Source organism: Caenibius tardaugens NBRC 16725 (assembly GCF_003860345.1).
GTDB classification, from domain to species: Bacteria; Pseudomonadota; Alphaproteobacteria; order Sphingomonadales; family Sphingomonadaceae; genus Caenibius; species Caenibius tardaugens.
Genome location: NZ_CP034179.1, coordinates 992,731 through 1,006,216, shown reverse-complemented (window position 1 = coordinate 1,006,216; position 13,486 = coordinate 992,731). Strand labels below are relative to the sequence as shown.

General features: G+C 54.5%; 11 protein-coding genes. 6 read left to right on the top strand and 5 right to left on the bottom strand.

The window, feature by feature from the left end:
- Positions 1 to 159 precede the first annotated feature (159 nt).
- Positions 160 to 741 carry a sensor domain-containing diguanylate cyclase gene (locus tag EGO55_RS20825; protein ID WP_021691834.1) on the top strand — a complete coding sequence of 194 codons (582 nt, stop codon included), beginning with the start codon at positions 160 to 162 and terminating at the stop codon, positions 739 to 741.
- The gene (locus tag EGO55_RS20820) at positions 741 to 1,154 is read left to right on the top strand and encodes a diguanylate cyclase (RefSeq protein ID WP_021691833.1); all 414 of its coding nucleotides are present in this window, start codon (positions 741 to 743) and stop codon (positions 1,152 to 1,154) included. The genes EGO55_RS20825 and EGO55_RS20820 overlap by 1 nt, the downstream gene beginning before the upstream one ends.
- 357 nt (positions 1,155 to 1,511) lie before the next feature.
- On the opposite strand, the gene EGO55_RS04635 is transcribed toward EGO55_RS20820, so the two are convergent.
- Both EGO55_RS04635 and EGO55_RS04630 read right to left on the bottom strand, forming a co-directional pair.
- Positions 1,512 to 3,872, bottom strand: a complete 2,361-nt coding sequence (locus EGO55_RS04635; RefSeq protein WP_084620445.1) for a TonB-dependent receptor — start codon at positions 3,870 to 3,872, stop codon at positions 1,512 to 1,514.
- Between the two features lie 48 nt (positions 3,873 to 3,920).
- Positions 3,921 to 6,161, bottom strand: a complete 2,241-nt coding sequence (locus EGO55_RS04630) for an arylsulfatase (protein ID WP_021691831.1) — start codon at positions 6,159 to 6,161, stop codon at positions 3,921 to 3,923.
- A gap of 162 nt (positions 6,162 to 6,323) precedes the next feature.
- On the opposite strand from EGO55_RS04630, the gene EGO55_RS04625 reads away from it, so the two are divergent.
- Complete coding sequence (locus tag EGO55_RS04625) at positions 6,324 to 7,661, top strand: TetR/AcrR family transcriptional regulator (RefSeq protein ID WP_161566017.1); 1,338 nt, start codon at positions 6,324 to 6,326, stop codon at positions 7,659 to 7,661.
- Positions 7,662 to 7,786: 125 nt separating this feature from the next.
- Here EGO55_RS04625 and EGO55_RS04620 read toward each other — a convergent pair whose 3' ends face one another.
- Positions 7,787 to 8,668 carry a FecR family protein gene (locus EGO55_RS04620; protein ID WP_021691829.1) on the bottom strand — a complete coding sequence of 294 codons (882 nt, stop codon included), beginning with the start codon at positions 8,666 to 8,668 and terminating at the stop codon, positions 7,787 to 7,789.
- Positions 8,661 to 9,152 carry an RNA polymerase sigma factor gene (locus EGO55_RS04615; protein WP_021691828.1) on the bottom strand — a complete coding sequence of 164 codons (492 nt, stop codon included), beginning with the start codon at positions 9,150 to 9,152 and terminating at the stop codon, positions 8,661 to 8,663. The genes EGO55_RS04620 and EGO55_RS04615 overlap by 8 nt, the downstream gene beginning before the upstream one ends.
- A gap of 353 nt (positions 9,153 to 9,505) precedes the next feature.
- Here EGO55_RS04615 and EGO55_RS04610 point away from each other — a divergent pair, with 353 nt between their 5' ends.
- From EGO55_RS04610 to EGO55_RS04600, 3 genes are all read left to right on the top strand, one after another.
- Complete coding sequence (locus EGO55_RS04610) at positions 9,506 to 11,866, top strand: TonB-dependent receptor (protein WP_161566016.1); 2,361 nt, start codon at positions 9,506 to 9,508, stop codon at positions 11,864 to 11,866.
- Between the two features lie 38 nt (positions 11,867 to 11,904).
- Positions 11,905 to 12,423 (top strand): nuclear transport factor 2 family protein, encoded by a 519-nt coding sequence (locus EGO55_RS04605; RefSeq protein ID WP_021691826.1) that lies wholly within the window; start codon positions 11,905 to 11,907, stop codon positions 12,421 to 12,423.
- Positions 12,424 to 12,826: 403 nt separating this feature from the next.
- Positions 12,827 to 13,066, top strand: coding sequence for a hypothetical protein (locus EGO55_RS04600; RefSeq protein WP_021691825.1), 240 nt, complete (start codon positions 12,827 to 12,829; stop codon positions 13,064 to 13,066).
- Positions 13,067 to 13,213: 147 nt separating this feature from the next.
- Here EGO55_RS04600 and EGO55_RS04595 read toward each other — a convergent pair whose 3' ends face one another.
- Positions 13,214 to 13,465 carry a helix-turn-helix domain-containing protein gene (locus tag EGO55_RS04595; protein ID WP_040717556.1) on the bottom strand — a complete coding sequence of 84 codons (252 nt, stop codon included), beginning with the start codon at positions 13,463 to 13,465 and terminating at the stop codon, positions 13,214 to 13,216.
- Positions 13,466 to 13,486 lie beyond the last annotated feature (21 nt).

Sequence of the window (13,486 nt, the reverse complement as noted above, 5' to 3'; positions counted from 1 at the left end):
TAGATACTTCAAAGGACATCGTCGGGTTTCGCGGCTAAGCTTCGCTATCGAATTTTAAAGACGCTTGCGTTACTCGAATATGCTGAGATTCGCACGTGCCAGAGCACTGAGCCTGGCCCATCTCGTCAAGTATATCGCCGTCTATAAGGATTAAGGTCTATGAGCGTACATCCGGCTCGGTGGGAGAATGTCCGGAAGCCCGCAAATGACGATGTTGATGCAGACATTGCGGTATACAAGACTCTTCTGGAATCGACGCTCGCAATTCCTTGGCGGATTGACTGGCAAACAAAACAATTCACGTATTTCGGCCCGCAGATTGAGGCATTGTCTGGTTGGCCGCGTGAGAGCTGGCAAAGCGTTGAAGATTGGAAGTCGCGCATTCACCCCAATGAACGCGAATATGTCTATCAAACCTGTGTTTCTCAATCCCTGGCGGGTGTGGACCACGAAGCAGATTTTCGTTTACTCACCCAGGAAGGTGGGCACGTTTGGGTCCGCGACATAGTTCACGTGGTCCGCGATGAACACGGTGCTGTAGATAGCCTGATTGGCTTTATGATCGACATAAGCGAGCAGAAGCGAGCCGAGCATGAACTGCTGGAATTGAAGGGGCAACTTGAAAGACTATCATATCAGGATGGCCTGACTGGCCTCTCAAATCGGCGCTTCTTTGACGAACAGCTAGATCGGGTGTGGAATATCTCTGCCCGGGAGCATCGCTCGTTAGGGTCATCCTGATGGACATAGACTACTTCAAGCAATTCAACGATTGCTACGGCCACATTGCTGGCGACGAGTGCTTGGTACGCGTAGCGGACGTGCTCCAAAATGTAGCTTGTGATTCAAAGGATGTTATCGCACGGTTCGGCGGTGAGGAGTTTGCCATTCTGTTGCCGGATGCCGATGAAACCTCCGTCCTTGAAATCGCTGAACACTGTCGCCAATCCATCGCCGCGATGCAAATACCGCATGAGCGATCCGGATGTAGCGATGTTGTGACGATCAGCGCCGGGGTCCAGCTGGCCGCCCCGATCCTGGGCAGCAGCCCTAAATCGTTCTGCCTGAGTGTCGATAAGCTGCTTTATAGCGCGAAGAATAAGGGCCGCAATCGGGTCGCGGTCAGTGAACGCTTTAACCCGCTCCAACCATAACATGAGCGTTCAAACGGGGGCTCCTTAAACGACTGTCAGTCTGCTGCGAACAGCGGCCCGAAATGATTCCACCTCATGCGGACGGTCTCGTGGTAAAGATCTTCCCGGTGAAAAGCAGTCTTCGAGATTCCGCAGCGATAGCGTAAACCTGACGCGCAGCATGACCACGAGACAGATCACTTCAGGGGGGAGGATCGAAGCGGATTGGGCGTCTTGCTTATCCGCTCAGACCAACGGCGTGGAGCGAGCGGGGCCACCCGTTCGACACCACCCCGTGGTGTCAACAAGTTGGCCCCGTATCCCGCTTTCACCCCATCCACCTGGCATTTAGGTGAATGAAAAATATGATAATTTAGATTACATTTTGTATTTCAGGTTGATTCCATAGGTTCTGGGCGCGCCATAATAGCCAATCGCCAATCCCCCGAAGCTGGGGCCGAAGTTGATGGCGCTCATCAAATACTTTTCATCGAACAGGTTATCGACCCATAGAGACAGCTCCGCAGATCCGTTCCCGACTTTTATATCGGATATGTTCAAGCGGGCATTTACCAAATCGGTCGCGCTAGGTTTGCCGATGTTGGCATTTTGTCCAAGACGTGGGTCCACACTTAACGAGTACGGATACTGGTAGGAGGAATCGGAATGCCGATAATCGACGATCAGTCGCCCAGTGGTACCGCGATCCCAAAGCGTCACGTCGGCGCTTACGCTGCTGGTGAACTTGGGTGCTGCCGGTACAGGTCTGTCATTGGCGACGTTTACGCCCAATTCGATGTATTCTTTGAACTTCGCATCGAGGTAGCCCATCGATCCGCTCAGGCGTAACCATTTGAGTGGCACGGCTTGAACATTTGCTTCGAGGCCTTTGGCGCGAACTTTACCCGCGTTGCGGATTACCGATTGCGTTGTTCCGCCCGCAACGGGCAGGAAGACGCTCAACTGCATGTCCTTCCGATCGGCCAGAAATGCCGCGAGGCTGAATTGGAGTTTTCCGCCGAGTAAACGAAGTTTGGAGCCGACTTCGTATTCGTCAACCAGTTCTTCGTTGAATGGTGTTGTGATTTCGGCAGGGGTCGGGGCCACGAGGTTGAAGCCGCCGCTTTTGAAGCCTCGCGAGTACTTGGCATATATATTGGCGTCTTCGTTGAAATTGTATTTGGCGATGAAGACGGGTGTGAAAGCGTCGAATGTGGCTTTCCCGCGTGTGCCGACAGGAATGGTATAGCCCCGGCCATCCAGATAGGAGGAGCGTGCGCCCTCCTTGGTTTCCCGGCTGTAGCGGAGGCCCGCAGTAAGTGTCAGTTTGTTCGAGAAGATTGGCGGAATGAATTCTATCTGGCCATAGGCCGCATATGCATTTGTTTGGTACGCAAAGTTGTTGGTTACACTTGTGGCGCCATTAAAGTACTGTTGGTATCCGACGTCACGGCCCTTATCCCAAAAATAGTATAGTCCACCGGTGTATGTTAAATTACCGGTCTTTCCCGATACCTGGAATTCCTGAGAGAATGATCGGTATTTGCCGAAGTAGTCAGTGGCTGCCACGAGGAGGGGAGAGCCATCGAGATCGATAGAATTATCTCCGTTGACCTTCCTATAGGCGGTGATCGACTTAAGTGAGGCTCCTCCAAGTTCGAGCGTGCCAGTCAGGCTATGGCTTTGAATTTTCAGGTTGTCGAATGGCTTTGATCCGGATGGACCGCCATCAATGGTAGCGTCGAGCGATCTGCCCGGACCTTCAAAATAAAGGTCGAGAGGCAAGCCCTTGTAAATACCGCCGCTCAATCCGCCAACGTAAGCAGGAGATGCAGGATCAAATATCCCATCCTTGTTTAGGTGGATGAGCTTTCCGTACTGCATCATGCTTTTGGTATTGTTATAGTCGAATGCATAATCAAAGGTCAGGTCGTCCGATGCATTTAGACGCGCAGCCAACCTGAAAGCTTTGTTGTTCAAGCTGTTCAGTTCGTCAGTGGAGCGGGTTCTGGCGTTTACGACATTCGGGAAGGGGTTGGCATGAACGTCCACCGTTCCGTTTCGTTTTTCGATTGCACCGCTAAACTTCAAGCTTAACGGCCCAAGCGCGGGCAGGTTAATGCTTGCTCGAGCAAAACGTCGTCCGTAGTTGCCAATTCCCACTTCCGCGGACCCACCAAGTTCGCCGGTAGGTTTTTGCGTAACGAGATTCACCGCACCAGCCAGCGTGTTCCGGCCATACAACGTCCCTTGCGGCCCATTCAGAACTTCGATGCGCTCGAGATCCGCAACGTCGAACACCGCACCTGCGGATTTCCCGATGTAAACGCCATCGAGATATAGACCGACGGCTGGATCATAGAATGGTTGGGTGCTGGTCTGTACTGCCCCGCGAATGGAGATTTGCGTGTTGGTATTATATCCGGTGGCGTAAATTTTTACGTTTGGCGCGAGCCCGCTCAGATCGTTGAGATTGGAAACATCACGATCTTCCAGGAAAGACTGACTGTATGCGGATATCGAAATCGGAACGTCCTGTATGCGCTCCACACGCCTCTGTGCCGTGACGATAATCTCCTGAACGCCGGAAGCCTGTTCTTCTCCGATGCTGGAAGATTGTGCCATGGCTGGTGCGATTGAGAACATCGCAGTTCCCGCCATCGTCATTGCAACCATCTTCTTCCGCCATTGGGAGGTTTCGGCACGCATTTCAGCGCGAGAATTTTGGTATCCCCTCATCGGTATTCCTTTTGTGTTTTGAAATTTCGTGGTTTGTTGATGCTTGCTCTACTCGACCGTGATCGAGACCTCGCCAAGTTGGTCACTCGGAAACGGGAAAGTCCCATTTTCGGCGTAGGCTTCACTGACCGGTGACCCGATATCCATGCCGATATCCGTTCCCGCGAAAGTGATCGCGAGCGCCGGCGTCATCGAGATGCGGCCTTGACCGACAACTTTCCCATCGATCGAGAGCGTTCCGGTGCCCGTATAGTCACCCGTTTTGTGAAACTCGTAAGCCAGCTTTGATGGCCCTACGGGTATGCTTGCGCTCGAAGTAATTGATGTTCGATTGCCGAAGTCATTGAATTCGAAATGTAGAAGGCTGTCTTTGACATAGAGAACGTAACCGCCAAACCGATCGCCGGTCGCAAGTATAACGCCCTGGGTTTCGGCGCCTGTTCTGTTGATTGAGGCGGTAATGCGATACGATGTGTTGGTGACTTTTGGCGCGGAGTCCATCGATAAACTGATGGGTTCGAAGTAGCGGTAGGTCTTCCCGCTGGTGGCTGCGAAAAATGTCGGATTGTGAACAGTTACATCTTCCAGAGGGAGGACCTGATACTTTTGCGCTTCGTCCATCCAGTGGCGTTCAAGATCGGCCAGAACGGCAGGGTTGTTTGCGGCAACGTCGGTCGATGCCGAAAAGTCTTTGCGCTGATCGTATAACTTCCAGGTGTCGGCTTCAAATGCTGCGCCTTTGGTGTGGGCGGACACCGCTTTCCAGCCATCCAGCCATATGGCGCGTTGGCCCTGGAGTTCGAAGTACTGCACCGATCTGGGCGAGGGGGCCTTGGCGTCTGCGAAAGTCGGGGCGATGCTTGCGCCTTCCACAGGCTTCTGGGGGACACCAAGATAAGACGTTGGCGGGGGTGTTCCCGTGACATCCAGTATGGTCGGCGTAATGTCGATGATGTCCACAAACTGCGGACGGACGCTGCCAGTTTGCTTAATTGCTCTTGGCCATGAAACGATGAGCGGCGCACGAAGGCCGCCTTCATCGACGCTCTGTTTGTAGTGACTGAAAGGTGTATTGCTGACGGTCGCCCATCCACGGGGATAGTTTCCGTAACTGCGATCAGTGCCAATATCGTCGATATGTTTCAAAAGTTCGCTTGTTGGTTCGAACTTTCTGGCAAGATTTGTCACGCTGTAGGTGAGGTTGGCGGTGCCGTGTTCTTCCCCTTCCGGGCTTGCACCGTTGTCAGACATCACTACGATTATGGTATTGTCGGCGAGGTTTGCCCGATCGAGAAAGGCGAGAAGGCGACCAATTTCTGCATCGGTATGCTCGAGAAATCCGGCATAGGCCGCTTGAAAACGTACGGCGACTTTCTTGTCGTCGGCACTAAGGGTGTCCCAAGCGTGTACATCGCTGTTCCGGTCAGTGAGTTTGGTATCCTTCGGGATAAGCCCAATTTTTTTCTGACGGGCGAACCGCTCACTGCGAATGCGATCCCATCCTTTGGTGTAGATGGGGAGATACTTTTCAATGAATGCATCAGGCGCCTGGTGTGGTGCGTGCATCGCGCCGGGTGCGAAATAGAGAAAGAATGGTTGGTCTGGATGACGTGCTTTCGCGCCTTGTATGAAGCCAATGCTGCGATCCACGATGTCGGATGTAAAGTGATAGCCCTTTGTTTGTGGCGGCGCGATAACGGTGTTGTCGATAATCAATTCGGGATGAAACTGATCGGTCATCCCGCCAATGAAACCGAAATATTGGTCGAATCCGCGCTGTACGGGCCATTGGGCCTTGTCTGATCCTGGCTTTCCGAGGGGCGAGAGATGCCATTTACCCGCTGCGAAGGTGGAATAGCCGGAGGCCCGAAGCATTTCCGCGACCGTTGCTGCGGACGTGCTTATTTCACCCTGTTTTCCGGGTGCACCTGTGACGACATGGGTCAGGTTTCCCATGCCGACAGAGTGACTGTTTCGTCCAGTTAACAGTGCCGCTCGCGATGGTGAGCAAATGGCGCGCGTGTGGAACGCGTTATAACGTAGCCCCTTAGCGGCGAGGCGATCGAAATTCGGGGTGTGAATTTCCGAACCGAAGCTGCCGAGATCACTGAAGCCAACATCGTCCAGCAGGATATAGACGATGTTGGGACGATTGCTGTGCGTCACATCGGTTCGTGATATTGGCTTGGCCGTATCCTGCGGGTTGTTCTGGATCGCGGCAGGTTCGCTGGCGTTTGCTATGCCTGACATCGCCAAAAGCGCGCACGTAATCGTCATCGCGTAACGCATTCATACCCCTCCCATAACACTGATCGCCTTGTGGCTGGGCGTCAGTCGTTTTTTGCAATGAATGGTACGTTACAGTCACGTACCATTCATTGCAAGTAGGCTTGAGGGGTGTTTGCTCCTATTGGGGCAGGCGAAGGGATCCGGGGTGACGGGAGGTTGGCGTTGGACCAGAATGAGCAAGACTCACAGCAATTGGCTGATGGTTTACGCGGCCGGTTGATATCGGCATCAAAAGCATTGTTTTTGAGCAAAGGGCTCGCTGGAACGAGCGTAGATGCGATTGTCGCCAGTGCCAGAACAAGCAAGCGTGAGTTTTATAAGCACTTCGCAGATCGGGAGGCGGTTTTCCTTGAAATTGTGGAGCATTCACTGCTCGATCCGGATGCGCAGCTTGTGTCTATTCGAAATGTTATGGCTGAGGATCTCGATGGACGGGAAGATGAAGCGGAGAGCTTGAAAACATTTCTTTTTAAGGCTGCACGGTTCTTGTACGGTGCTCATTTGGAACCCCAGAGTTTGGGCTTGTTTCGGACTGCGATTGAGGCGGCAATTTTGCACCCTGAAGTGTCGGGTGCGGTCTATGAAGCGCGCACCCGCAGCTTTCTCGAGGGGTATTTTAAGGAACAACTGCAGCAACCGGATTTTCAATACGATGACCCTTATTTGACCGCTATTCGTTTTGGTCATCTTGCCACTGATGGATTTCGATCCATGATAGCGGGCGCCTTTCTTTCGGAAATCCAGCAGGCGGCGCTGGCGAAACAGACGGCAGAATTGTTCATTGATGGGCATGCCTCCCAAGAGCTTCGAGACAGTCGCACCATTGCTACGTGGGAGGAGATGGCGCAGCCGTTATGCGTTGCAGCCGGTGACGCACCGATTTTGGAATTCAGCGGTGATACGCGGTTGGGGCACGCCGTTTGGAACAAGGTGCTTGATGTTGCGTGGGAGCAATTCAGTGCCTGCGGTTACGCTAAGGCCAGTTTGAATTTTATTGCGCAACAGGCAGATGTGCCGCGCAACACATTGTACCGGCGTTTTGGATCGAAGGAGAATCTCTTTGTCGCAAGCGCTGGCCGGGTTGTTGACCAAGCTTTTGGGAGCCCACTGACCATTGGGCAAAGCGGCGGGACAGCACGAGATGTTCTCATCGCTGTTGCCCTTCAGTTGTTACGTCGGTTTCACGAGCCTGCGAACCTTGCGCTACATCGCTTGCTTTTCATCGAATCTGCTCGAAAGCCGGAGATAACTGGGGCAATTCATGCATACTTGATGCGGAAAAACGAGAAAACTTTGCGCCCGGTCTTTGCTTGGCTAACGTCAAATGGCCTGATCTTGGATGAATTTGCTGCTGAGGCCCCGTGGCGTTTCTATATTCTTGCGACTTTTGGTAGTCGTTTCATGTTTGTCCAAGCCAATGATGGAAGCCAACAGGAGAGGTTGGCCAAGGAGGCAGTCGATTTGTTTCTCTTTGGATGCCGACGGCCAAAGGTAAGATAAGGTGCTGCTGTCAGTCCGATGCGAACGCTCTCCGATTGGCAAAGTGGGCCCACATCCAAGATAAGGGTCATCGCATGAGATTCTTGCCACTCGGCTGACAGTGCCGCTTCTGATCAAGACAGAGATTAGCGACCAATTATGATTTCATTCTCTGTCTGCTCTTTGATCGTGAGCCCAAAATAAGTGTTCAGCGCATCGACGGCGCTTTGCGTATCCCCGGCTTGGAAAATGCCGCTGATCTTGTTGTTCAGCACATCGGGGTCTTTCACCACTATTTTGCGCGTAGAATAGCGGTTCATCAACATCAGAGCATCAGATACCGGCATGTCTGACAAATCAAGCTGACCCTGCTGCCACGCGCTGATGGCGCCCGTATCTACCTTGCGGGGGCGGGAAAATTGCCCATTGCCCGCGATTGAAACCTGCTGGCCTGGGTTCAGCACGACTTCGCGGGTCGGAACGGAATTACCCGGTTTGACCGCAACAATTACCCGTCCGGTCAGCAAGGTGACGGCATTGACCCCAGGGAATGCCGCGATATCGAACGATGTCCCCACGGCTGTGACCGAATTCTTGCCAAAGGAGACGACAAACGGGCGCTGCGGATTGTGTGCAACGTCGAAGTGCCCTTGCCCCGAAAGTAAGGTGAGTTGGCGTTTGTTCGCCGTGAAGGCGACTTCGATCCGGGTGTTGGTATCGAGCACAATTACTGATCCATCCGCCAGCTTTTCCTGTCGGATTTCGCCTACTTTGGTCGAATAAAGAATGGGTTGAGAGGCGGGAACGGTCTGGTTCGTCATTACGAACACCGCAGCGCAAGCCGTTGCAAGAGCCAAACCACCGCCGACCGAAAGCGGCAGCAGGCGACGCCAGAACTTGCGTTGACGCTGGATTCTCTCGGCCTCTGCATCAGCATAGGCGCGCGCTTCGGCGACGGTGACGCTGTCGCGAAGCTCGCCAAGGGCGTTCCACACCTGATCGATGGAGCCTGTTCGCAGGTCAGTCATGCGTGTCACCATTCATTTGGGCCATGCGTTGGCGGCAATGGTTGAGTGCCAGGCGCACGTGCTTTTCCACCATCGACACGCTGATGCCAAGTCGTTGCGCGATTTCGGCATGGGTGAGATCGTCGAAGCGATAGAGCACCAGTGCGGCTCGGCGTTTCGGCGGCAGTTCGGCCAGCGCGGCTTCCAGAAGAACGAGTTGTTGGCGGCTGATTGCAGCCTGTTCCGAAGAGGGCGTGGGGCAGGCAACATGTTCGAACGTTTCATTCTGGGGGGCAATCACGTGGCGGCGGCTGGATGAGGCGCGGCCACGGTCGCGAATGAGGTTGATCGCGGTGGTGTGCAAGAACGCTCCGGGATCGCGCACATCGGTGCGATCGAGTGCTGCGGTCAGGCGCAGATAGGCATCCTGCACGATGTCGCTGGCATCATCTGTGTGCACACCTTTCCTGCGCACCATTTTGGTCAGGCGGCTGTAGTGTTGCATTGCCCCCTGAATCAAAACCGATTTCCGGATTGCCTCCACCCCAGTCTCCGCGCCGTCTTCTTTAGAGCGCCGCAAGACGGCGGCGCACGAAAAATTCATTTGTGTGATTGCGGGTCGGTCTCCCTCGCGCGTCTAACCCTACGCAAGCAGGCGCATCGCTACAAGATGCGGATGGGAGGAGTATTTAAATGCAATTGAAACGTGCGCATCTTATCGCCGGTGCAGCGACCGCTTTGATCATGGCGTCCCCGGTATTTGCGCAGCCTGCGCGGGCGGCGCAGGCCTATACCCAGCAAGCCCTGCCGCTGAACGCCGCGCTCAAGCAGTTTGCGGGCAAGGCGGGGCTGCAGATCATGTTTTCCGACAGTGAAGTGCGTGGCAAATATGCCCCTGCGCTGAACGGGCGCTACACTGCGGACGAGGCGCTGGATCGCCTTCTGACGGGGAGCGGCCTTGTTCACAAGACGGTGCGGGGCAAAGTGGTGGTGATCCAGCGGGCGGCCACAATCTCTGCGGCTGTGAATGCTCGGGAAACGGTGCGACAGGCTCCGCGGCTGGCGGCAGCGTCGGAGCCGGACTTCGCCGAGGCGGGGCCGGCTGCTGGGGCGGTTGGTATCGAGGAAATCGTGGTGACCGCGCAAAAGCGCGAACAGAATCTCCAGGACGTACCGATTGCAATTTCCGCGATATCGCCGGCTTTTCTCGAGAAACGAGAAATCACGTCGATCAGTAGTCTGACCAGCTTGGCACCAAATCTGAAAGTGGAAAGTGCTGCTGGCAACCGAACCACTTCGATCATTTCCATCCGTGGTGGTGCGCAAGGTAACGCGCAGATCTACTTCGAACCCTCAGTCGGGCTGTACCTCGACGGCGTGTATATTGCCAAAGCGCAAGGCACTGTGTTCGATGTCGCGGATATTGAACGGATCGAGGTGCTGAGAGGGCCGCAAGGTACGCTTTACGGGCGTAACGCGGTTGCCGGTGCGGTAAGCATCGTGACCAAAAAACCTAGCGGTGAATTGGGTGGAAAGGCCGAGCTGTCGTACGGCAATTATGACTATCGCAGGGCCCGGGGAACGCTTGATCTGCCAGCATTCGGGATATTCAGTGTCAAACTGTCCGGTCAGATGACGAAGCGGGACGGTTTCTATGACGTGTCAGGAAATGCCTACACCGATGAAGCGCAGGCGTGGGATTCCAAGAGTGGAATGATACAGGTTCGCGCGCAGCCTTCCAGCGCGCTGACTTTGGATTACACGTTCGACATCAGTGTCGCAGAGCAACAGACCGGACCCGTTCACGCTGTCTCTGGTACAGGATCGCTCGCACCTTACGTGCTGCCACGCAAACGGCAGAAGCACCTGTCGTTTGATGGACGCAATCACGAATATTCCAAAAACTGGGGGCACGCGTTGATTGCGGCACTCGATCTGGGAGAGGTGGGTGTTCTCAAATCGATTACAGCGGTTCGCAAACAGCATTATCGCGATGCGTTGGATCTGGACGGAACGCCTATAGCGTTCGCCGCGTCCTCACGAGAAATCCATTACAAGCAGTTCAGCCAGGAACTACAGCTGACTGGTAAGACAGGTCGCCTGAATTACGTTCTCGGCGGTTACTATTTCGATGACAAAGGCCACGTCGATAATCCGCAATCTTACTTTTCCGGTCTCTCTCGCACTGAAGGTGGATACGGTTTTACAACCAAGGCCTACGCGGCGTACGCACAGCTCGACTATCAACTGACGGATGCCCTCACACTGACAGGCGGGCTGCGTTATACAAATGAAAAGAAGACTGTAGAACGGCACCTGACCCGGATCACAGGCGCGGGTTCAACCGTTGTTATCGATCTGCCTGCAGGTGCCACACCGCCCGCAAAGTTCGAGAAGGTATCCCCCACCGTAACGCTCGCCTACGAGGTGAGCCCAACTGTTAATGTCTACGCCCGTTATGCGCAGGGTTTCCGCAGCGGGGGCTTTAATGCAACCGCCAACACCACCGCCGACACCCAGTACATATTCAAGCCGCAGGTGCAAAACACGTACGAAATCGGTTTCAAATCGCGACTTCTGGATAACAAATTGCAGCTCAACGTCGCTGCATTCCAGAACGATATCGATGATTTGCAATTGTCGGTGTTCGTGCCCGGTCTTTCCGCGTCCAGCGTGCTGGTTAATGCGGGGAAGGCTCGGGTGCGGGGCGTCGAAGTGGAAGCAGTTGCTCGTCCAACCGATAGGCTCTTGCTGCAGGCAGGCGTCGGTTATCTCCATAGCAAGTACCTTGAATACATCGACAACGGAGTGAACGTCGCAAATAACCGCACGTTCACGCATGCTCCCAAATGGACTGTCAGTGCCACCGCGGATTGGGCGGCTCTAAAGGCAGATTGGGGCAAGCTGAATCTGATCGCTGATCTTGGCATTGTTTCCGACTATTATTCCGCGGCTGCACCGCTGAAACCGACGTCGGCAACGCAAACACCGGCCGAAGCAACCCGCGCGCCCAGCCGTGCGATGCTGGATGCCAGGCTGGTGCTGAGCGAGTTGGCGGTGGGCAATGCCCATGCAACCATTTCGCTCTGGGGGAAGAACCTTCTGAACGAGAAGGATCCCAACTTCCTGACAGACTATGGAGCAAGCTTTCAGCGTTTGATCGCGGCCTATTTCCCCGATCCGCGTACATATGGCGTAACCGCAGCCATCAAGTTCTGAGCGATGTGGCGCAACCCAATCGATTCCTGGAGAGAGATATGAAATTGTGGAAGAATATCATCGTGTCTGCGGCCTTGCTGGCGCTTCCTGCACTGGCATCGGCCGAGCAGGTGGCGCCTACTGGCACTGACTACTGGGAAGTCCAGCAACTCAGTTCGAAATACGCCTGGGGCATTGATACGCTTGACGAGGCTTTGCTCCAGTCAGTCTTTGCGAAGGACGCCATAGCGCATTGGGAAATCGTGACCGAGGGACCGATCAAACTGAACGATAAAGTTCAGGGATTTGACAAGATATATGGCTGGCTGACCAGCCATCTCGGGCATCGCAAGGGATATGAAGGGTTTCCATGGCACTTTGTCACGAACCAGATTGTCGAGATCAACGGGAGTGATGCCAACTTGCGATTTTACATGCATAATCGCCCGGGCATCGCAGGCGGTGTCTACTACATGAAAGCACGCAAGACGCCTGACGGCTGGCGTGTCGTCGATTTGCATCTTGAAGAACAGATCTGGAATGCTGGCGGCTATAGCGGGCAGCCTGCAAAGAAATAGGATTTGGGCGCGATCAGGAGGTGTATGCAATCCAAAGCACCTCCTGATCGTGCGTAGCCCTGTTCTCAACGGGACTTTCCACCAACGGTGTAGTTTTGGCGATGCCGGGCAAGGGGCGAATGCTAGAGATGTACCCGATCTTGATACCGGGGCATCGCGCTGGGCCACCTCGACGCATGCGCGTGTCGACGGTGGCGAAAGCCGCAGGGGCGATTTGGCCGTAACAGGATCGATAGATCAGGTTGCATGGCATTCATATCGACACCAGCATATGAATGATCGGCGGGTGATGACGAACCGTTGCGATCTCTCGAATGTCCGCTTTGTTGGCAAACTGACTGCAAATTCCACATCATGGTCGTTCATGCTTTGAATCTGCGCTGTTGCGCGATAGGCGGGCCTTATGAAGAGCATTTCTTGGGATCAGCCCGCGACGCTAATCGATTTGGACGGGAAAACACCGATCATCGGTACGATCCTCGACTGCGTCACGCATTTCTCACTTTTCAAGCCGTTCGCCAAAGCCCAGGCGCGCATCTTGTTGACACGTCCTGTATTTCGCGCAGGCCAAAAGACCCGTACCTGGGTTCTTAATCCGGACGAAATTGAAGCGCTCGTTCAGAGAAGAGCCGCTGAAATTTAGGCAACCCAATAGCACGCCTGCAGCCGATCCGAGCGTGGTGCCCTATCAGGCGGGGTGAACGATGGCCTGCTTTGGGGAAGCACATATGCGCACGAATGACGGTAATGTTAGCGCATTCCGCGCGGGCACATACCGTGCACGATGAACTTAACCTTCGCCCGACCCCGCACCTAATTGCGTGACGATGTGCGCTTCAGCCGCCGTCGCTTCTTCGATGAGGGCGCGCAAGGCCTGTGCGGTGTCCTGTATCAGCCGGGGGCTGATGGGGCGCTCGCCATTGATGAACCGCCGGATGGCACGTTCGTCTATGCCGAGGCGCCGCGAAGCAGCGGTGGTGCCGCCGAATACCTGAACGCAGTGGGCGAAGTGCGCGGTGAAATCCTGCGTTTCGGCTGACATGGTTTTGTATTTCCTTTGCCT